The organism is Pseudomonas sp. S35, assembly GCF_009866765.1.
Lineage (GTDB): Bacteria > Pseudomonadota > Gammaproteobacteria > Pseudomonadales > Pseudomonadaceae > Aquipseudomonas.
This window is the reverse complement of sequence record NZ_CP019431.1, coordinates 3,112,556-3,132,715: the sequence shown is the minus strand read 5'-3', so window position 1 is coordinate 3,132,715 and position 20,160 is coordinate 3,112,556. Positions and strand designations below refer to the sequence as shown.

Annotated in this window: 17 protein-coding genes; 7 read left to right on the top strand and 10 right to left on the bottom strand. The window is 62.4% G+C overall.

Annotated elements, in window-relative coordinates; translation table 11 throughout:
* Nucleotides 1-411 precede the first annotated feature (411 nt).
* From PspS35_RS13790 to PspS35_RS13770, 5 genes are read left to right on the top strand one after another with little or no spacing between them, the layout of a single operon-like run.
* On the top strand, nucleotides 412-2,844 hold the full coding sequence (locus tag PspS35_RS13790; RefSeq protein WP_159935334.1) for a TonB-dependent receptor: 2,433 nt from the start codon (nucleotides 412-414) through the stop codon (nucleotides 2,842-2,844).
* Between the two features lie 26 nt (nucleotides 2,845-2,870).
* Nucleotides 2,871-4,499, top strand: a complete 1,629-nt coding sequence (locus PspS35_RS13785; RefSeq protein ID WP_238786042.1) for an ABC transporter substrate-binding protein — start codon at nucleotides 2,871-2,873, stop codon at nucleotides 4,497-4,499.
* Nucleotides 4,496-5,446, top strand: coding sequence for an ABC transporter permease (locus PspS35_RS13780; RefSeq protein ID WP_159935332.1), 951 nt, complete (start codon nucleotides 4,496-4,498; stop codon nucleotides 5,444-5,446). The genes PspS35_RS13785 and PspS35_RS13780 overlap by 4 nt, the downstream gene beginning before the upstream one ends.
* A gap of 3 nt (nucleotides 5,447-5,449) precedes the next feature.
* Nucleotides 5,450-6,334, top strand: coding sequence for an ABC transporter permease (locus tag PspS35_RS13775; protein ID WP_159935330.1), 885 nt, complete (start codon nucleotides 5,450-5,452; stop codon nucleotides 6,332-6,334).
* A complete protein-coding gene (locus tag PspS35_RS13770; protein ID WP_159935328.1) occupies nucleotides 6,331-7,953 on the top strand; it encodes an ABC transporter ATP-binding protein in 1,623 nt (540 codons plus the stop codon). Before PspS35_RS13775 ends, PspS35_RS13770 begins: the two co-directional genes overlap by 4 nt.
* An 8-nt stretch (nucleotides 7,954-7,961) precedes the next feature.
* Here the strand turns inward: PspS35_RS13770 and PspS35_RS13765 are convergent, their stop codons facing one another.
* Together PspS35_RS13765 and PspS35_RS13760 are read right to left on the bottom strand one after the other, a co-directional pair.
* Nucleotides 7,962-9,302 (bottom strand): ABC transporter substrate-binding protein, encoded by a 1,341-nt coding sequence (locus tag PspS35_RS13765; protein ID WP_159935326.1) that lies wholly within the window; start codon nucleotides 9,300-9,302, stop codon nucleotides 7,962-7,964.
* A 176-nt stretch (nucleotides 9,303-9,478) separates the two neighbouring features.
* Nucleotides 9,479-10,405, bottom strand: a complete 927-nt coding sequence (locus PspS35_RS13760) for a LysR family transcriptional regulator (RefSeq protein ID WP_159935324.1) — start codon at nucleotides 10,403-10,405, stop codon at nucleotides 9,479-9,481.
* A gap of 111 nt (nucleotides 10,406-10,516) precedes the next feature.
* On the opposite strand from PspS35_RS13760, the gene PspS35_RS13755 reads away from it, so the two are divergent.
* Nucleotides 10,517-10,729, top strand: a complete 213-nt coding sequence (locus tag PspS35_RS13755) for a DUF2790 domain-containing protein (protein ID WP_159935322.1) — start codon at nucleotides 10,517-10,519, stop codon at nucleotides 10,727-10,729.
* Here the strand turns inward: PspS35_RS13755 and PspS35_RS13750 are convergent.
* The 8 genes from PspS35_RS13750 to PspS35_RS13715 all read right to left on the bottom strand — a co-directional run bounded on the left by PspS35_RS13750 (nucleotide 10,726) and on the right by PspS35_RS13715 (nucleotide 18,805).
* Nucleotides 10,726-11,982: an OprD family porin gene (locus tag PspS35_RS13750; protein ID WP_159935320.1), complete on the bottom strand. Its 1,257-nt coding sequence runs from the start codon at nucleotides 11,980-11,982 to the stop codon at nucleotides 10,726-10,728. The two genes, PspS35_RS13755 and PspS35_RS13750, sit on opposite strands and share 4 nt — an antisense overlap.
* A 39-nt stretch (nucleotides 11,983-12,021) precedes the next feature.
* A complete protein-coding gene (locus tag PspS35_RS13745) occupies nucleotides 12,022-13,356 on the bottom strand; it encodes an MFS transporter (RefSeq protein ID WP_159935318.1) in 1,335 nt (444 codons plus the stop codon).
* A 54-nt stretch (nucleotides 13,357-13,410) separates the two neighbouring features.
* Nucleotides 13,411-14,172 carry a 1,6-dihydroxycyclohexa-2,4-diene-1-carboxylate dehydrogenase gene (locus tag PspS35_RS13740; protein ID WP_159935316.1) on the bottom strand — a complete coding sequence of 254 codons (762 nt, stop codon included), beginning with the start codon at nucleotides 14,170-14,172 and terminating at the stop codon, nucleotides 13,411-13,413.
* 10 nt (nucleotides 14,173-14,182) lie between these two features.
* Nucleotides 14,183-15,205, bottom strand: a complete 1,023-nt coding sequence (benC, locus tag PspS35_RS13735) for a benzoate 1,2-dioxygenase electron transfer component BenC (protein WP_159935314.1) — start codon at nucleotides 15,203-15,205, stop codon at nucleotides 14,183-14,185.
* Nucleotides 15,206-15,215: 10 nt separating this feature from the next.
* Nucleotides 15,216-15,704 carry a benzoate 1,2-dioxygenase small subunit gene (gene benB, locus PspS35_RS13730; RefSeq protein ID WP_159935312.1) on the bottom strand — a complete coding sequence of 163 codons (489 nt, stop codon included), beginning with the start codon at nucleotides 15,702-15,704 and terminating at the stop codon, nucleotides 15,216-15,218.
* Nucleotides 15,701-17,077: a Rieske 2Fe-2S domain-containing protein gene (locus PspS35_RS13725; RefSeq protein WP_159935310.1), complete on the bottom strand. Its 1,377-nt coding sequence runs from the start codon at nucleotides 17,075-17,077 to the stop codon at nucleotides 15,701-15,703. The genes benB and PspS35_RS13725 overlap by 4 nt, the downstream gene beginning before the upstream one ends.
* Nucleotides 17,078-17,182: 105 nt before the next feature.
* Nucleotides 17,183-18,130 carry an AraC family transcriptional regulator gene (locus tag PspS35_RS13720; RefSeq protein WP_159935308.1) on the bottom strand — a complete coding sequence of 316 codons (948 nt, stop codon included), beginning with the start codon at nucleotides 18,128-18,130 and terminating at the stop codon, nucleotides 17,183-17,185.
* 156 nt (nucleotides 18,131-18,286) lie between these two features.
* Nucleotides 18,287-18,805 (bottom strand): SgcJ/EcaC family oxidoreductase, encoded by a 519-nt coding sequence (locus PspS35_RS13715; RefSeq protein ID WP_159935306.1) that lies wholly within the window; start codon nucleotides 18,803-18,805, stop codon nucleotides 18,287-18,289.
* 167 nt (nucleotides 18,806-18,972) lie between these two features.
* Here PspS35_RS13715 and PspS35_RS13710 point away from each other — a divergent pair, with 167 nt between their 5' ends.
* Nucleotides 18,973-20,151 (top strand): sensor histidine kinase, encoded by a 1,179-nt coding sequence (locus PspS35_RS13710; protein WP_159935304.1) that lies wholly within the window; start codon nucleotides 18,973-18,975, stop codon nucleotides 20,149-20,151.
* Nucleotides 20,152-20,160: the final 9 nt, after the last annotated feature.

Here is a 20,160-nt window from a genome sequence, read left to right as displayed (position 1 = left end):
AAGCAGAGTGGGCTCGATGCGCGTCAGCAACCACTGCATCAACAGGCACGCCCTCATCGGGGCATGGGTATCTACACATTTTTGGTGAAAACCTACCCTTATCTTGTGGTGAGCGGGCTGGTCGATTTATCTCAACGACCCGGACGATAATCAAATCGAGTTGAAGGGCCCGGCGCTGCAGACTTGATGCACGCTTACGCCCCGGCCGGCCCCGCCCCACAACATCATAAAAATAGATGATTTTAAAAAATCAAATAATAACAATATCTAATAATTAGCTTATTCCAAAAAAGACTTTCCCTCGGGTTTTTTATAGGAATATCTTCACTTCACAGACCGACCCCATACCTGGCGGAGGACGTAACCCCGACCACCAGGTGCCTGTAACAGGCTTAATGGACCGATCTCGACATGCCAGACCTCGCCTCCCCGCTGCCCCTCAAGAAGTTTCACCTGTCACTGCTGACCAGTTCCCTGCTGCTCGCTGCCGCGCCCTCCTTCGCCGAAACTTCGACCGAAGATGCCAAGCTCGGCACCGTCACCGTGATCTCCACCGGCCTGCGTGGCCAGCAGCGTACGGTGGCCGACAGCCCGGCGCCGATTGATGTGATCAACAGCGAGCAACTGCTCAAGACCGGTCGTTCCGAGCTGTCCGAGGCGATTGCCAAGTTGCTGCCGTCGTTCAACTTCGGCACCAATATCGCCGGCTACAACTCGGTGACGCGCCCACTCAGCAACCGCAGCCTGGGCCCGGCCTACACGCTGGTGCTGGTCAACGGTAAGCGTCGCCACAACGGCGCCACCGGCCAGCGTGGCTCGATCGATAACAGCGGTGCGAATGCGGTCGACATCGACCTGATCCCGGTCAGCGCCGTGGACCATATCGAGGTGCTCAAAGACAGCGCCGCCGCCCAGTACGGCTCGGACGCCGTGGCCGGGGTGATCAATATCATCCTCAAGTCCACCCACGAAGGTGGGCATTTGGAAACCAGTTACGGCCAGTTGTATTCCGGGCAGGGCGAAACCATCAAGATCGCCGCAGACCAGGGTTTCAAACTGGGCGACGGCGGTTTTTTTCACCTTTCCTCCGACGCGCGCAAACGTGGCGAAGCCTCGTGGAACGACAAGGCCGACAACAGCGTCAGGGCCTTCAACGACCCAGCCAAGCAAGCCGCCTGGGACCGGGTGGCGATCAAGAACGGCGACCCTGACCTCAAGGCCTTCAACCTGGCGTATAACGCCGAACTGCCCCTGGAGGACCTGACGCTCTATTCGTTCTCCACTTACGGTGAGCGCGACGCCGAAGCCGCCAACTACTTCCGGTTGCCGACTGGCCGGGCCGCGGTGCCCGAGGTATTCCCTGACGGCTACTACCCGCTGAACAACATCAAGGACCGCGACTATCAACTGCTGTTCGGCGGCAAGGGCCAGGTGGCCGACTGGAACTGGGACCTGAGCACCACCTACGGACGCAACAATGTCCATCACTCCAGCGACCTCAACATCAACCCATCCCTGGGCACCGCTTCGCCGACAAAATTCGACAACCTGGCCACCTTCCGCTTCGAGCAGTGGGTGAACAACCTGGACTTCACCCGCCGTTACGACAGCCTGTTCAACCTGACCTCGCCGGTGCAGGTGTCGGCCGGCCTGGAGCATCGTTGGGAGCACTTCAGCACCTTCGCCGGCGACCCCGAGGCCTATGTCACCGGGACCTACCCGGCCGCATCAGGCGCACAGGCAGCGGTGACGATTCGCCCGGAAGACGAAGTCAGCCTGATCCGCAACAACTACGCGGGCTATCTGGACCTGGGCTTCGACCTGACCGAGCGCTGGTTTCTCGATGTGGCCGGGCGGGTCGAACATTACGACGATGACTCGGGCAACACCTTCGGCCTGAAAGTGAATTCTCGCTACGAACTGACGGACACCGTGGCCGTGCGCGGCACCGTCGGCACCGGTTTTAGGGCGCCGTCCCTGACCCAGATCGGCTACACCGTGGCCGACAACCGGGTGGCCGTGGACGTGAACGGCAATGTAGTACCCGCCGTAACCCGCTTGACACCGTCGGGCAGCAACCTGGCCACAGCCTTGGGTGGCGATGACCTCAAGCCGGAAAAATCACGCAACCTTGGTCTGGGCTTGACCTGGCAACCGGCGCCGCGCACCAGCATCACCGCCGACGCGTACTTGATCGACATCGACGACCGCATTGCCCTGACCAGCAACATCTATGACCAGGGCAACGGCGTGATCAACGGCATCCTCACCGCCCAAGGCGTGCCCTCGGGCACCTGGGTCAACTACTACACCAACGCTTTCGACACCCGCACCCGTGGCCTGGATGTGGTCGCCGACCACACCACGCCGCTGGACGCCTGGGGCGATGTGCGCTGGAGCCTGGGGTTTAACTGGAACAAAACCACCATCGAAGGCTCCCGCGACACCCCGAGTGCACTGGCCAGCTCCGGCGTAACCCTGGTGGGCCGCGACCGCGAAGGCGACCTGACCGAAGCGTCGCCCAAGACCAAATGGATCCTGGGCGCCAATTGGAAAGTCGAGGATCTTGCGGTGAACCTGCAAACCGCCCGCTACGGCGCGGTCAAGACCCTGGCCGTCAACCCCACTGGCGACCGCAGCTTCGGCGCCAAATGGATCACCGACCTGGACATCAGTTACACCTTTGTCGATCACCTGACCGTCAGCGTCGGCGGCACCAACATCTTCGACGTGCGCCCGGACAAACACGCCGTGTACAGCAACCTCGGCTTGGCGGCGTACGGCAACCCGCCGTTCTACCCCGGCGGCGGCTACTGGTACACCAAGCTGGCCTACGACTTTTAAGCCAAATCGAAAACGAGGGCACCCCATTGAATAGATCACATCTGCCAAGCCGCCTGCTGGCCGCCGGCGCACTGGCCCTGAGCCTCGCGGCGTGCTCACCGGGCAACGACACACAGGCGGGCAAGACCCTGAACATCGCCTTCTTCGGCGATAACACCACCCTGGTCAGCGTCGACCCATTCCAGGTCTATTGGTTGGAACACCGAGTGCTGCTGCGCAATGTCGCCGAATCCCTCACCGACCAGGACCCGCAGACCGGCAAGATCATCCCGTGGCTGGCCAAACGCTGGGAAATCAGCGACGACGCGCTGACCTACACCTTTCACCTGCGTAACGACGTGACCTTCAGCAATGGCCAGCGCTTCGATGCCCTCGCGGTGAAAACCGCCTTTGACAGTGACAAGGCCCTGGCCACCGAGCTGCCGGCAACGTTCGGCGCCACCTACCTGGCGGGCTACGACCACGCTGAGGTGGTTGACGACTTCACCGTCAAGCTGGTGCTGGCCAAGCCTAACGCCGGGTTCCTGCAAGCCACCTCCACCACCAACCTGTCAATTCTGGCGCCCGCCTCCTACGCGCTCAGCGCCAAGGAGCGCTCCCTGGGTAAAATCATCGGCACCGGGCCGTTCGTACTGGCCAGCTACACGCCGGAAGTCGGCGCACACCTGACCAAGCGCAAGGGTTATGCCTGGGCCTCGGCCAACATGAGTAATCAGGGTGAAGCACACCTGGACGCCGTGGACGTCAGCTACATCCCCGAAGAAAGCGTGCGCAACGGCCTGTTCCTGCAAGGCAAGGCCGATATCCTGTGGCCACGCAACCCGTTCTCCGAAGTGGACCTGAAGCTATTCCAGTCCAAAGGCGCGACGATCCAGAGCCGTTCGCTGCCGGGACCGGCCTACAACCTGTATCCCAACACCCGTGGCGAACGCGCACTGGCCGACAAGCAAGTCCGCCTGGCCCTGCAAAAGGCCATCGACCGTAAAAGCTACGCCAGCACCGTGTACAACGCCGGCTTCCCGGTGGTGGACGGCATCTATGACGTGACCACGCCCTACTTCAAGAGCCAGGGCACCAAGCTGGTGTATGACCCCGCCGGCGCCGAGCGCCTGTTGGACCAAGCCGGCTGGGCCAAGGGTGCCGACGGTTACCGCAGCAAAAATGGCAAGCGCCTGAGCCTGAGCTACAACATCACCCCGGCGGAAACTGCCGGCGACGTGCTGATCCAGGACCAACTGCGCAAGGTCGGCATCGAGTTGAAACTCAGCGTGGTCACTCGCGCCGAGTGGGTCGCCAACAACTCCGCAGGCAACTACGACCTGACCATCAACTACATGACCCGTGCCGATCCGATCATCCTGCAGACCATCCTCGACCCGCGTACCGCCAACAGTTCGACACTGGCCACCAACCTTTACGAGCCGGCAGTGCTGGACACCGCCAAGGCCCTGTTCGACGCAGGTATCACCGCCACCCAGGCCCAGCAACGCGCCACGGCCTATGGCGACTTGCAGGATCTGCTGGTCGACGAGGGCTCGGCGTTCCCGGTGTATGAACGCGTTTGGCAGGCCGCGACGTCTGCCAAGGTGAAAAACTTCCGCTGGACTGCCGAGGGCTTCGCGCTGCTGGGTGATATCGAGGTCGGCACGCCATGAGTCGCTACCTGATCGGCCGAGTCGGCCAGGCGCTGCTGGTGCTATGGGGTGCCTACAGCATCACCTACTTCATCCTCTATCTGCTGCCCGGTGACACGCTGTCGATCATGCTCAGCGCCTCGGGCATAGAAGCCGACGCGCTGTCGGTGCAAGACCTGGCCAAGGCGCGGGCGTATTACGGGCTGGACAAAGGCCTGTTCGAGCAATATGTCGACTTGCTGCTGGGCGCGCTGCGCGGGGATTTTGGCCAGTCGCTATCGCTTAACCGCCCGGTGGCCGAGCTGCTGGTCGAACGTCTGCCGCAGACGCTGTCGCTGGCCGGCCTGGCCATTGTGCTGTCGCTGCTTGGCGGTATCGGCCTGGCCTACCTCACCGCGTACATCCGTTGGCAACCGCTGAAGAAGGCGCTGGCACGCTTGCCGTCCCTGGGCTTTTCGGTGCCGGTGTTCTGGATGGGGCTGCTGCTGATCCAGGTGTTTGCGTTCGGGCTGGGCTGGTTTCCCGCCACCGGCAGCCGGGGTTTTGAAAGCCTGGTATTACCGGCGATCACCCTGGCGATCCCCAGTGCGGCGGTATACGCCCAAGTGCTGCAACGCAGCTTCCAGGGTGTGTGGAAAGAGTCCTACATTATCACCGCCTACGCCAAGGGCCTTAGCCGTGGCCAAGTGCAGGCACGCCACGGGTTCAAGAATGCGGCGCTGCCGATCCTCACGCTGATCGGCTTGCAGGTGGGCAATACAGTGTCTGGCGCGGTGCTGGTGGAGACCATCTTCGCCCGTTCCGGCATCGGCCGGCTGGCCCAGGAAGCGGTGCTGCGCCAGGACATTCCCGTGGTACTGGCGATTGTTGCAGTATCAGCGGCTGCCTTCGTACTGGTGAACCTGCTGGTGGACCTGCTTTACCCGTGGCTTGACCCGCGTATTTCCCACACGCCAAAGGTGTCCTAGACCATGACTACGCTCAATCGAAACCCAGGGTTTTCGACCCCGCTATGGCGCCGTCGCAGTCACCTGCAACGTGCGACCGCGGCGTTGCGACCGCTGCTGCGCCGGCCGGGGTTCAGCCTGGCGGTGCTGTTGGTGCTGTTCTCATTGGCCGCCGCCGTGGCGCCGCAGCTGCTCACTCACTACGACCCCTATGCCACTTCACCGCTGGATAAGCTCAGCGCGCCCAACCTGACCCATTGGTTCGGCACCGACGAACTTGGCCGCGACCTGTTTACCCGCGTGGTCTACGGCGCCCGCCTGTCGGTGCTGGCCGCCTCGCTGGCGGTCGGCATCGCGCTGATAGGCGGTCTGGGGCTGGGCATTCTGTCCGGCTTTGCCGGGGGACGTATCGACGCGGTGATCATGCGCTTCGTCGATGTCCTGCTCGCCCTGCCCGGCTTGCTGTTGGCGTTGGCGATTGTCACGGCGATCGGCTTCGGCACCGTGCCGGTGGCCATCGCCGTCGGCATCGGCATCATTCCGGGTTTTGCCCGCACCACCCGCGCCGAGGTGTTGCGGGTCAAGACCCTGCCCTACGTGGAAGCCGCACGTTTAGGCGGTGCCAGTTGGGGCCGCACCTTGCTGCGCCATATCCTGCCCAATGCCTGGGGACCGGTGGCGGTGCTGGCCACTCTAGACTTCGGCGCCGCGATCCTCGCCACTGCCGGCTTGAGCTTTCTCGGTTTCGGCGCCGCGCCACCGGCCGCGGAATGGGGCACCTTGATCGCCAACGGCCGACATTTTCTGATCACGGCGCCGTGGGTGTCGTTGCTGCCCGGCCTGTTCCTGGTGGCGGTGGTCTTCAGCCTCAACCATATCGCCCGCACGTTCGAGGAGATCCAGCGATGAACCCTTTGGTCGATGTACGCCAACTCAATGTCGAATACCGCTCCAGCGGCCAGGTCAATCAGGCCGTGCGCACGCTGTCGTTGTCCATCGCCCAAGGGGAGACCGTGGCAATTGTCGGCGAGTCCGGCTCGGGTAAATCCACCCTGGCCAACGCCATTCTTGGGCTGCTGCCAGACAATGCGCAGATCAGCGCCGGTCAATTGTGGGTCGACGGCAACGACCTGACCCACGCCAGCGAGCGCCAGAAACGCACCCTGCGTGGCCGCACCATCGGCCTGGTGCCACAGGACCCGATGGTCAGCCTCAACCCCACCTTGCGCGTCGGCCAGCAGATTGGCGAAGCGTTGATATTGGCCAAGGGCAAACGCTACCCCGGGGTCGACGCGGATATTGTCGAGCTGCTGCAACAGGTGGGCATCGATAAACCGGTACTGCGCGCACGCCAATACCCCCACGAGCTTTCTGGCGGCATGCGTCAGCGCGTGCTCATAGCCATCGCCCTGGCCGGTAACCCACGCCTGATCATTGCGGACGAGCCCACCAGCGCACTGGACGTTACCGTGCAGCGCAAGATCCTCGATCACCTGCAACACCTGGTCAGTGAACGCGGGATTTCGCTGTTGATCATCACCCATGACCTGGGTGTGGCCGCCGACCGCGCCGACCGCATCCTGGTGATGCAGCACGGCGCAGTGGTCGAACAAGGCCCTCCACGGCAGATTCTCGCCAACCCCAACCACGACTACACCCGCGCACTGATCGCCGCCGCGCCCGCCTTCGCCAGGCGGCGTGAACCGTTGATCAACCTCGACCTGGGCCGCCAGCCGATCCTAAGCCTGCATCACGTCGGCAAGACGTTCGCGCTGCCCAAGGTCAAGGGCGAGGCCTCGACGTTCCTGGCCCTGGAGGATCTCAACCTGGAGGTGTATCCCGGCCAGACCCTGGCCATTGTCGGCGAATCCGGCTCCGGCAAGAGCACCGCGCTGCGCATCGCCCTGGGCCTGGAAAAACCCAGCCAAGGCCGCGTGAAGTTCGAACAGCAGGATGTCACCGACCTCAGTTGGCGTGACTTCCGCCCGCTGCGCCAACGCCTGCAACTGGTGCAACAAAACCCCTTCGCCGCGCTCGACCCACGCTTGAGCGTGTTCGACAGCATCGTCGAGCCGCTGGTGTCGTTCGGCCTGCTCAAGGGCGCGGCACTGGAACAGGCGGCTCGCGAGTTGATCAGCCGCGTGCACCTGCCGGTGAGTTTCCTCGACCGCCTGCCGCGAGAGCTGTCCGGTGGCCAGTGCCAACGCGTCGCCATCGCCCGCGCGCTGGCGTTGAAACCCGACCTGCTGCTGCTCGACGAACCGGTCAGCGCGCTGGATGTGTCGGTGCAGGCGCACATTCTGGCGTTGCTCGAAGAGCTGCAACGGGACCTGGGCATGGCCTATGTGCTGGTGTCCCACGACCTGTCGGTGGTCGCCAACTTCGCCCACGAGGTGCTAGTGCTGCGCAATGGCCGGGTGGTGGAACAGGGCTCGGTGGAGCAGATCTTCAACCGGCCGGCCACCGAGTACACCCGCGAGCTGATTGCGGCCATCCCTGGCCAGGCACTCAGCGCAACGGCGGCGTGATCAGCGCTTCACGGTGCCGAACAGTCACGCGCCACGATGCCTTTTTCCTGGGCATACGCGGCGGACTTGGCCTCGATCAATGGGCGCAAGGTGGCGCGGTCCGCTTGCAGCCAGTCGGTTACCAACACCCATTTTTGTCCGTCCCACTGCTGCACGCGGGCTGAGCCGCCGCCTTCATGGTCGGCGCAGGACAACGTCAGGGGCGCCAGCAACCCTTCGAAACCCATCGCCTTGAGGCGCGCAGCGTCGATGTTCAGGTGCTCGAACGCCCAGCGCGTCTCTTCACCGTTCAATGCCCGGTTACCGAACTTTGCCTGGCCGGTGCGTAGCGCTTCGACGGCAATGGCCGCATTGATCAAGCCGATGTTGTAGTACACCTTGCCAAAGTAGCTGGCGTCCTTGAGGTTGCTTTTGCCCGCGTCCAGGATGAACTGCTTGAGCTTTTTATGGATGTCAAAGCCGTCGCCACCGGGGAACGGCGCCAGCGCCTGATAGCCTTTGGCGGCGGTGCCGGCGGGGATCACGTCGGCTTCGGAGCCGGCCCACACGTCACCAATCAGGCGGTCCACAGGGACGCCGAAGCGCACGGCGGTCTTGATCGCGACCGGTGTCGAAACGCCCCACGTGCGCAAAAACACCCAATCCGGATTGATCTGGCGCACCTGCCGCCATTGGGTTGACTGCTCGCTGCCAGGGTCTGCCACGGGAATCTGGATATTTTCAAAGCCGTACTTCTGCGCCAGCAACTGCATGGCGGACTGGGTTTCGCGACCGTACGCGGAGTCATGGTAAACCGTGACGATCTTCTTGCCTTTGAGCTTGTCCAGCCCACCTTCGCGCTGGGCAATGTAGTTGATCCCCACCGACGCCTGGCCGTAGTAGTTGAGCAGCAGCGGGAACGCATAAGGGAACACCCGGCCATCGGTGGACTCGGTGCGCCCGCCGGCGCCGTCGATCAACGGGATGTGGTCGACGGCGGCACGCTCGATCAACGCATAGGAGGCGGGTGTGCTGTGGGTGAAGAAGAACGCCGTGGGCGCGCCATCCAGGCCGGTTTTATAGCGCTCGTAGCATTCGATGACGCGGTCGGTCTTCCATTCGGTCTCGCATTCCTGCCAGACCAGCTTCACGCCGTTCACACCGCCTTCGACTTCGTTGATGTAGCGAAAGTAATCGATTTCCCCCGCCCACCAGGGGATGCCGCTGGAGGCATAGGCGCCGACCCGGTAGGTGGCCAGCGGGATAAACTGTTGATCAGAAGCAGCCTGGGCCACTGCCGACAAAGGCCCGCCGAGCGTGCCGAGGGCCAGCAAACCGGCGATAAATGTGCGTTGCAAGACGTTGTGCATAGGTGTGGTTTCTTATGAAAGGTGGGGTTTCCCTCCCGTTGTCGGGTCAGCGCCACAGGCCTGACAACACAATTCATGCCAACGTTGCGAGCCTTTCAATTCAACCCCCAGCGGCCTGTACGCGCACGGACATCCGAACACTTTATTGAACTGCTGTTGCACCACCAACATCTCGCTCAATCGCCCGCCCAGTGCGCCGGGTTTTCCATCACCTCGACGTGGGTGGCTAACAGCGCAGGCAAGTGGGTCTGCAGGAAAGCCACCCACGTGCGCACCTTGGCATCCAGAAAACGCCGTGACGGGTAAACCGCGAAAATGTTGCGCTCGCGCAGGCGGTAAGCCGGCAGTACCCGTACCAGCGAACCGTCTTGCAGCGCCGGGCAGGCGCTGAAAAACGGCAGCAGGCTCACGCCCATGCCTTCCTGCGTGGCCTTGACCATGGCGTCGGCAACGTTGGTCCTAAAGCGCCGGCCCGGCGTAATCACAACCGGCCCCTTGAACAGCCACGCATCCTCCTGGAAGTCCTGCAGGTGCAAGCACCAGTGCTGCAAAAGGTCCTGCGGTTGTTGCGGCACGCCGTGCCTTGTCAGGTAACCCGGCGCCGCACAGGGCACGCTGAACAACTGGCCAAGGGTTTGGCTGACCAGCGCCGAATCCGGCAAGGCATGGGCGATAGAGATCACCACATCGTGGCCCTCTTGGAGCGGGTCCGGATTGTGCTGGGACAGGGTCAGTTCCATGCACACGTCCGGGTAGTGCTCGCTGTAGCGGGCGATCAAGGGCGTGATCAGTACACCCAGCCCGCTCATGCAATGCACGCGCAAACGTCCGCGCGGGTTGAGGTGGGCGCCGCTGGCCTCGGCGGTGGCTTCCCTGACGTCTTCCAGGATGTCGCGGCAGCGCAGCAAGAAGCGTTCGCCGGATTCGGTGAGGCTCAGGCGCCGCGTGGTGCGCTGCAACAGGCGCGTTTGCAGGTGTCTCTCCAGCTCGGAGATCAACCGCGACACTTGGGCACCGGACACACCCAAGACCTCGGCAGCGGCGGCAAAGCTGCCACAGTCGACCACGCGGGCAAATACCTGCATGCCATTGATCAAATCCATTCGCGTTGTACCTTGATTGCTACGCAAGACGTACGAGTCACTTACCGGTTCCTGTCTTTAATCCAACGCCAGAGCGCCTAACATAGGTTCCACACACAGAGGAGTCCCATCATGAACATCAAACTGCTCAGTCTTGTGCTGCTCTTCACCGCCACCGGCGCACTCGCCGCCGGCGGTACTGAAGATGTCCAGCACATCGTGTCCATCACCCCGGTACCGGGTAGTTGCCAGGTGGAACCGGCAACCCTGGTGTACCTCGACAGCCAGGGCGTCAGCCACACCCTCACCTATAGCGTGATGGGCACCTGCCAAGGCGGGGTTTAAAGCAGTTTCCAGGTGTAGCTGAGGATCAAGCGGTTCTCATCGATGTCGCTGCGGTAGTTGGAGCGCGCCATCACGTTGCGTACGCGGATACCCAGGCCACTCAACGGCCCGCTTTGCACCGCATAACCGATGTCCAGGTCGCGCTCGCGGTCCTTGCCCTCATAACCGGCGCCCGTGCTCACGTTATCCCCGGTGATGTAGCGCACCGTGGTAGTCAACCCAGGAATGCCCAGAGCAACGAAGTCATAGTCGTAACGCACCTGCCAGGAACGCTCGTCGGTGTAGGCAAACTCATAGGTGGGCACCTCGTTGCCCAACGGCGTGATGTTGGCAAACACCCGTGGGAACGCACTGTTGCCATACATGGCCTGGTAACCGACATAAAAGGTATGGCCGCCGCGCTTGGCCGACAGCAACGAGAAAAACGCCTGGTTGTCGATTTTGCCGAGCAACTGGTCACCGTCCTCCTGTGCGTCGTAATAGCCCAGGTTCGCGCCCAACACCCAAGTCCCCATAGGCTGGCTGTGCTTGAGGCCGATAAAGTTCTGCGCGTAGATGTCCTGCAACTGGCCACGCCATACACTCACGCTGGTGCGGTTGCCGTTGAAGGCGTAGTCACCCCCTACATAGTTGAACGCGTCGCTCTCGGCCCCGCGCTGCGGCACATGGCCGAGCATGGCGATCATCTTTTCATCGCCCGCTTCATTGCGCAGGCTGGTGGTGGTCAGGTGCCCGGCTTGCAGGGTCAGGCCGGTGATTTCAGCAGAGCTGATGTTCACCCCCTGATAGCTGGGCGGTAACAAGCGAATGTCGCTGAACGCCAGTACCGGCAGGTTGGGCTGCAGTTCGCCGACCTTCAGTTCGGTCTTGGAGAGGCGCGCCTTGAAGGTCAGCCCCAAGCGGCTGTAGTTGTCAGCCGCGCGGCCGTCGTCCTGCACCGGCAATAACCCGCTGTTGACCCGATCCGGGCTGCTGTCGAGCTTGACGCCCAACGTACCCAGCGCGTCCAGGCCAAAGCCGACGGGGCCAGCGGTATAGCCGGATTTGTAGGTGAGGATAAAACCCTGGCCCCACTCTTCGGCCTTGGATTGCCGATTGGCCCCGACAATGTCGGAGAAGTCCCGACTGAAGTAGTAGTTGCGTGCCTGCAAAGTGGCCGTGGAACCTTCGAAAAAGCCGCTATCAGCGGCCGTGGCCGCCAGGGGCACGCCCAGGAGGGAGAGCCAGATACCGTGGGAGGTCTGCTGATTCATGTCGTTGCTCTTTTTTATTGTTGTCGACGTTATGGAGGCTCAAAGCGCGCGGGCGGCCGCCAGGTGCGTGCGGGTACGACGCTCATTCAGCGCATAGGCCGTCATGGCGAGCGCGGCCACGGCACCGGGGATGGCAAAGGCGATGAAGTTCAGTTGCAGCGGCAGTTGAATGCCCATCAAAGCGCCGCCCAACAGCGGGCCGACAATCGCACCGTTGCGGCCGATACCCGAGGCCCAACCCAAGCCGGTGGAGCGGATCGACAAGCCGTACAGCTGCGCAGCGCCGGCATACAGCAGGATCTGCGTGCCGATGGTGGTTGCGCCGGCAAGGAAGATCAGCAAGTACAGCACCGGCATCGGGCTGTTGATGCCCAGCAGGCTGATCGAAACAGCGGAGGTGAGAAAGAAGCCGATCATCACTTTGACCAGGTTCAAGCGGTCGCCCAGCCAACCACCGACAATCGCCCCGGCCATGCCGCCAAAATTCAGCGCGAGCAAGAACGACAGGCTCGACCCCAGGCTATAACCGGCGCCTGCCATCAGCTTGGGCAGCCACGAACTCAGTGCATAGACCATCAGCAAGCAGCTGAAGAACGCAACCCAGATCGCCACGGTGCGCACCGCCAACCCCTGGCGAAACAGCTCCAGCACAGAGGTGCCCTTGGCCTTGCCGTCACTGAGGTGCAGGCTGTCTTCGGCGTTTATGACGGTGTCCGGCGACAAGCGCTTGAGCAATGCGCGCGCCTGTTCCAGGCGCCCCTGGCGAATCAGGAAACCAATCGACTCCGGTAGCCAGTACACAATCACCGGCAGCAGCAACAGCGGTACGGTGGCGGCGAAGAACATCGACTCCCAGCCATAACGCGGCAACATGAAAATGCCGACACCGGCCGAGAGCATTCCCCCCAGCGAGTACCCGCTGAACATCAGGGCCACCAGGGTGCTGCGGATTTTTTTCGGCGCGTATTCGTTCATCAGCGCGACCGCATTGGGCATCAGCCCGCCGCAGCCAAGCCCGGCGATAAAGCGGCACACACCGAATTCGGTAGGGTTGCTGGCAAAGCCGTTGACCACCGTGGCCACGCTGAACAGTGCAAAGCAGATGGCGATCCCTTTCTTGCGGCCGATCTTGTCGGCCAGGCTGCCGAACGCCAACGCGCCGAACATCATGCCGAACAGCGCGTAGCTGCCTAACGCGCCAGCTTGCAGGGGCGACAAGCCCCACTCTTTCATGATCACCGGCAGTACCACGCCGTAGATAAACAAGTCATAGCCGTCAAAGATCAACAGCAAGGCACACAGGCCCATCACCAGCCAATGGAAGCGGCTGAAACGGGCGTTGTCGATCAGCGAATGAACATCATGGGTACGCATGGCAGTGCTCTCATTATTGTTGTTGTGAGTCAGTGTCCGCAGGTAGTACGTGGTTCAACCCAGGTCGCCACCTCCCACCGGCAGCGTCACGCCGGTAATGTAAGAGGCCTCATCCGAGGCCAGGAACAGAATCGCACCGGCTTGTTCGTCGATACTGCCGTAGCGGTGCATCGGGCTGCTGCTCAAGGTCTGGTCGACGATCTGCTGGTACCAGACCCGTTCCTGCTCGCTTTGCAGCTGGCTGTTGCGCGGGATGCGCCGCGGCGGTGCTTCGGTGCCGCCCGGTGCCGTGGCGTTCACGCGAATGCCGCTGCCAGCGGTCTCCAAGGCCAGGCAGGCGGTCAACGCATTCACACCGCCCTTGGCCGCACCGTAAGGCACGCGGTTGACGCCGCGCGTGGCAATCGACGAGACATTGACGATGGCGCCGCTGCCCTGCTCCAGCATGTAGGGCAACACGCAGTGGCAGCACCACAGCGTGGGGAACAGCGAGCGACGCACCTCGGCCTCGATCTCAGTCGTGGCGTAATGCTCGAACGGCTTGGCCCAGATAGTGCCGCCGACGTTATTGACCAGAATGTCGATGCGCCCAAAGCGTTGGTGGGCGGCGGCCATCACCCGTGCGCACTCGGCGTGTTGCTCCAGGTCGGCGGTGAGCACCAGCGCTCGCTCATGCTGCAATTCATGCACGAGATCGGAACGGTCGACGGCCACCAGCCAGGCGCCCTCCTCCAGCAAACGCTCGGCGACACGACGGCCGATGCCCTGGGCTGCGCCGGTGACCAGCGCAACCTTGGTGTTGAAACGTGGAGTCATGGTGTTGTCCTCAGGCGGCGTCGCCGGTGGCAATGGCGTTGGGCGTGAACTTCTCGTAGTGAAAGCTCGCCGGGCTCACGCCTTGGGCCTTGAAATACTGGCGAACCGCATCAACCATCGGCGGCGGCCCGCACAGGTACACATCGACGTCGCCGTCGTGCAGCACGTCGCTGGCCATGTGTTGGGTCACATAACCCTGCTGTGGGTGCGCGGTCTGCGGGTCGGCTACGCAGGTGACAAACCCGAAACCGGGCAAGCGTTGTGCAAACGCCTCAAGCGCCTCGACCATCACCAGATCCTGGTCGCGGGTGACGCCGTAGATCAACTGGATCGGCCGGCTTTCACCGCGCTCGGCCAGCACTTCAAGCATCGACAGAAACGGCGCCAGGCCAGTCCCGCCGGCCAGCAATAGCAACGGCCGCACCACTTCGCGCAGGTAAAAGCTGCCCAATGGCCCAGTCATGGTCACCGCCTCGCCGGGTTGGGCCCGCTCCAGCCAGCCACTCATCAACCCACCTGGCACGTGCTTGATCAAAAAGCTTGCGCGTGACGCCCCAGGCCGGCTGCTAAAGGAATACGAGCGCGTCTGCGCGCTGCCCGGCACGCCGATATTGACGTACTGGCCCGGCAGGAATACCGGCACTTGGTCCAGCTCAAAGCTCACTTGCACGGCGGCGTCGGCATGCCGCGTGATGCCGGCAACCGTCGCGCTGAACTGCGCGGTACCGGTCTTGCACGCGCTGGACGGCACCGGCACGGCGATCACGCAATCGGACTGCGGCACCATCTGGCAGGTCAGCACCTGGCGCTCGCCTGCTTCGTCTTCGCTCAGGGCGTCTTCGATGTAGTCGTCGCCCAGGTCGTAGGCGCCGGTTTCACAGTGGCACTTGCAGGTGCCGCACACGCCGTCCGAGCAATCCATAGGCAGATTGATACGTTGACGGAAGGCGGCATCGAGGACTTTTTCACCCACCTTACAGTCGATGAAACGGGTCACACCGTCCTCGAAGTTCAGGGCAATGGCGTACGTCATGGCAATGTCCTCAGATGTGGTAGATGTCGATGACCTGGTGGATGTAGTCGTTCTTCAGCACGACTTTCTTGCGCGTGATCAGCGGCTGTTCGCCGTGCAGGTCCAGGCGATAGAACGAGGTGCCGAAATACATGTCCGTGGTCTTGTAGCGATGGCTGAGGGTTTGCCAGTTGAAGCGCAGGTCTACCTGCTCGCCGTCGTCGGCCAGCACTTCGAGGTTGGTAATCAGGTGCGCCGTGCGTGGCTCAGGGGTGCTGGCGCTGGAGCGCTCGGTCTTGATGCGAAACACGCGATCTTCCAGGCCGTCGCGGCTGGGGTAGTAGATCAACGAGATTTCGCTGTGCGGGTCTTCGGTCAAGGTGTCCTGGTCGTCCCACGCAGGCATCCAGAACTCGACCTTGGGCGAATAGCAGGCCAGCCATTCGTCCCATTGGCGATCATCGAGCAGGCGCGCTTCGCGGTACAGAAAGTCGAGCAAACGGTCACGGGACAGGCTCATGGCTGCACCGCCTTATCGGTCGCGATCAGACCGTGTTGCTCGCGCTTGATCGCGCGTTGCAGGCTCTGGGACCAATGCGCATGCTGGCGCACGAACAGGCCCTCGTCTTCGGTCTTGATGCCGCTCAGTTGCGGCTGCATGCCCATCGCCCGGGCGTTTTCATCCGCGCCTTCGACCCACTGTTTAGCGCCGCGGCTGAGGTCGTTCCACAAGGTCGTCGCGCCCTGGTAGCCGGTCTGGCAGGCGCGAAACTCTTCGAGGTCATCGGGAGTGCCCATGCCACTGACGTTGAAGAAGTCTTCGTATTGGCGGATACGCGTGGCACGTTCCTGGGCGCTTTCGCCGATGGGCGCCATGCAATAGATGGTGACTTCGGTCTTGTCCACCGCAAGAGGCCGCACCACGCGGATCTGGGTGGAGAACTGATCCATCAGGTACACATTGGGGTACAGGCACAGGTTGCGGGTTTGATCGACGATAAAGTCCGCACGGGCCTGGCCCAGGCGTTCGGCCAACGCCTCGCGGTGCGCGTGCACCGGGCGTACTTCGGGGTTGAGCAGGCGCGTCCACAGCAGGATATGCCCATGCTCGAAGGCGTACACGCCGCCCAGGCTTTTCGACCAGCCGTTGGCGTCGACGGTGCGCGTGCCTTCGGCTTCGTAGTTGCGTCGACCCATAGTCGCCGAATAATTCCAGTGCACGGAGCTCACGTGATAACCGTCCGCGCCGTTCTCGATCTGCAGCTTCCAGTTACCGTCGTAGACATAGCTGGAGCTGCCGCGCAGCACTTCCAGGCCCAGGGGCGCCTGATCGACCATCTGGTCGATGATCACCCGCGTTTCGCCCAGGTAATCACTGAGTTCCGGTACGTCGGCACTGAGGCTGCCGAACAGGAACCCTCGGTAGTTTTCGAAGCGCGCCAGGCGCTTGAGGTCGTGGGAGCCGTCGCAGTCGAAACTGTCGGGGTAGGCGCCGGTCTTGGCATCCTTCACTTTGAGCAGCTTGCCGGCGTTGCTGAAGGTCCAACCGTGGAACGGGCAGGTAAACGAGCCTTTGTTGCCTTGTTTGCGGCGGCACAGCATGGCACCACGGTGCGCACAGGCGTTGACCAGGCCGTGCAGGCTACCCTGTTTGTCGCGGGTAATGACCACCGGCTGGCGGCCGATCCAGGTGGTGAAGTAGTCGTTGATCTCGGGCACCTGGCTTTCGTGCGCCAGGTAAAGCCAACCGCCTTCGAAGATGTGCTTCATCTCCAGGGCAAACAGGTCGGGGTCGGTGAAGATATCGCGGCGGCAGCGGAACACCCCGGTCGCGGGATCTTCCTGAACGGACTCGCCCAGTTGGCGAGCGAGTCGGTCGAGTGTGCTGATCATGGGGTAGGCCCTCCGTTGTTCTTGTATCAGGCCCCCCCACCTTATGCCCTCGCCCTGCGCCTCAATATCCGCTGCCTGCACATCGCTATCCGCGTAGCGCAGCCTTTAGCGCTGGCGCCTCCAGGTCTGCGAAGGCAACTCGCCAAAGCGTTTGCGATAGGCCTCGGAAAAGCGCCCCAAGTGCACAAACCCGTGGTCCAGCGCGACTTCGGTGACACTGCGTGCCGTGGCCTGTTGCAGCCGGGCGTGCACACGTTCGAGCTTGCGCTGGCGTACGTAGTCCCGGGGCGACAAGCCGACCTGGGATTCGAACAGGCTGTACAACTTGCGCTCGCTGACCTTGGCAATGGCCATCAGTTGCTCAAGGCTGATTTCGTCAGTGAGGTGCGCTTCAATAAACTCGCGCACGGCCTCGAAGCCGCCACCGTGAGCGGTCTGTGGAAGCACCCGCAACACATTGCTGGCCAACAGCGCCAGGAGCTTATTCGCCACAATCCGCTCATACAGGCTTTGCACTTCAGGCTCCGCGGCGTTTTCCGCCTCGTGGCAGATCAACCCGAGCAATTGCAGGAAGCCGTTCATTTCACTGAGCGCGTGGCGCGCCGCCGCGAAGCGGATCCCCTGCTGCGGCAGTGTCCAGTGCTGCTCCAGGCAGGCGTTTTCCAGCAGGCGCACCGGCAACTTGATGATGAATTTTTCGCAGTCGGCGGAATAGGTCAGGTCCACCGGGTCATCCGGGTTAATCAGCAGGATTTCTCCCGGCCCGAACACCTGTTCCTCACCTCTGGCGTTGGAGCGGCAATGGCCTGTCAACAGGATCTGCAGGTGGTAGATGGTCTCCAGCGCCGCCGAGGTGACTTGCACCGGCGCACCGTAGCTGATGCGGCATAAGTCCAGGCTGGAAAAGGTCCGGTGGCTGATACTCGCCTGTGGGCGGCCCTTGGGTGGCAGGCGAATACAGTGGCTGCCCACATGCCGGTTGACGTATTCGGACACCGCATAGGCGTCGGCACCTTGGAAAATCTGGCTGCGCTCACTCAATAGCACGGTCATGGTTGCGCCTCTTTATAGTTATTGGCCCTAGGCTGACGCGTAGGCTACGGGCGGTCCAATATGGATAAAGTCTGGTTGGATACCCAGGAGGTATCGTGGCGCAACCACGCAAAAATGCCCATCCCCTGAAGAGGATGGGCATTTTTGATCCAGCTTTTACTGCTTGGCGTGCTTGGCCTGCACTTCGGGCATGGCCGAGGAGTGATGATTAAGAATTTTCCACTGGCCGTCCACCTGCTCATAGACGAAGGTGTAGCGTGCCTGCACATCGCTGGCCTTGCCGTCGGCGTCAGTGAGGGTGAAGGTATAGACCCCACTGTCCATAGCCACATTGGTGCCCAACTGGCGAATTTCACGGTAGTTGATCTGCCCTACCGGTTTGAGCGCCATGAAGTGATCGAAGTAGTCCTTGATCTGGTCCGGCGTGGTGCGCACTTGGTTGGACACGGTGGGCTGCAGGACCGCGCCCGGTGCATACAGGTCGACCACCGAGCTGACGTTGCCGGTCTGCAAGGCACTGTTCCAGCGGTCGAACAAACCGGCAATTTCCCGGTCTTTGACATCGGTCGGGGCCTGGGCCACGTCGCGGTAAACATACGGCGAGGTGTCGGCGGCCTGAACAAACGGTACGCTCAACGCAAACATCAGGGCGAGTGCTGCGGGCTTGAATTGCATTGGGATACTCCAGTGGTGTTCGTTGAGCCCACTTTGCCAATCCGCCCGCCACCCGCCATCGGCCAACCGGAGCCATTTACCTATGCCATATGGCAGATAGCGCCCAAGGTGTTCAAGCATGTTTAATAGACGCCCCCTGCGCCCGCAAAAATCCTGGAGCATCCTCCATGCAAAACACGCCCCATGACCCCGGCAGCGCCTTGGCCATGCGCGCGCATTTCCGCCAGTCGCAAAGCCGCACGGCGCGCCTGCGACTGTTGGTCGACACCGGGCAGGAACTGGCCCAACTCAGCCCCGATGCCATGCGCGCGCGTGTGTTGCTACGGGCCTGCGCCTTCCTCGCGATGGACCACGGGCTGCTGCGGGAATGGGACGCACAGGGTATCGCCCACACCACCGCTGCCCACGGCAACCCGGCGCGATTGAACAGCCTGGCCGCCCTCGCCGACCGCAACCTGCTTAAGCCGTACTGGCAGGAGCCGCTTGAAAGCGCCCTGCCCAGCGTGCTGCAAGTGCCGTTGCGCGGTGGAGACGGCAACACTTTCGGCGTATTGGTGCTGGGCAACAGTGTCAGCCTGCGTGCGCCGGAACACGAAGACAGCGAGTCCCTGCAACTGCTTGCCACGTTGCTGGCGACACACCTGGAGAATCATCGACTCCTGATGACCCTCACCCTGCGGGACCGGACGTTGTCCGACCTGGTCAACCGCCTGCTTCACGCCCAGGAAGACGAGCGCAAGCGCGTCGCCTACGACCTGCACGATGGCCTGGCACAAACCCTCGCGGGCTTGCACCAGCGCCTGCAGGGGTTTGCCGGTCGCTGCCCAGCGTTGCCAGACACGCTGGCCGCAGACTTGCAGGCGATCCTCAACCTGGCCCAACACTCGGTCGGCGAGGGCCGGCAACTGATCGCGGGCCTGCGCCCCACGGTGTTGGATGACTTTGGCCTGTTCAAAGCCCTCGATAAGGAGGCTGATCGCTTGCGCGACGCTGGAATCAATGTGGTATGGCGGGCGCACTGCGAAGCGCGGCTGCCCAGCCAGGTGGAAATCGCCCTGTTCAGGATCGGCCAGGAAGCCATCAACAATGTCCTCAAGCATGCACAGGCAAGCTGGGTGCAATTGACCCTGGAACTGCGCGACGGCCAGGCCTGCATGCAGGTGGACGACGACGGCCAAGGCTTCGCCTGCGCGAAGCCACAGGATGACGCGCAACACCTGGGCCTTGCCACCATGCAAGAGCGTGCCAGCCTGCTGGGTGGCGACTTCAGCTGTGCCAGCGGGCTCAACGGCGGCACCCAACTGCGTGCCCGCGTGCCCGCCCACCTGAATGGAACACCTCAATGAACCCCGTTC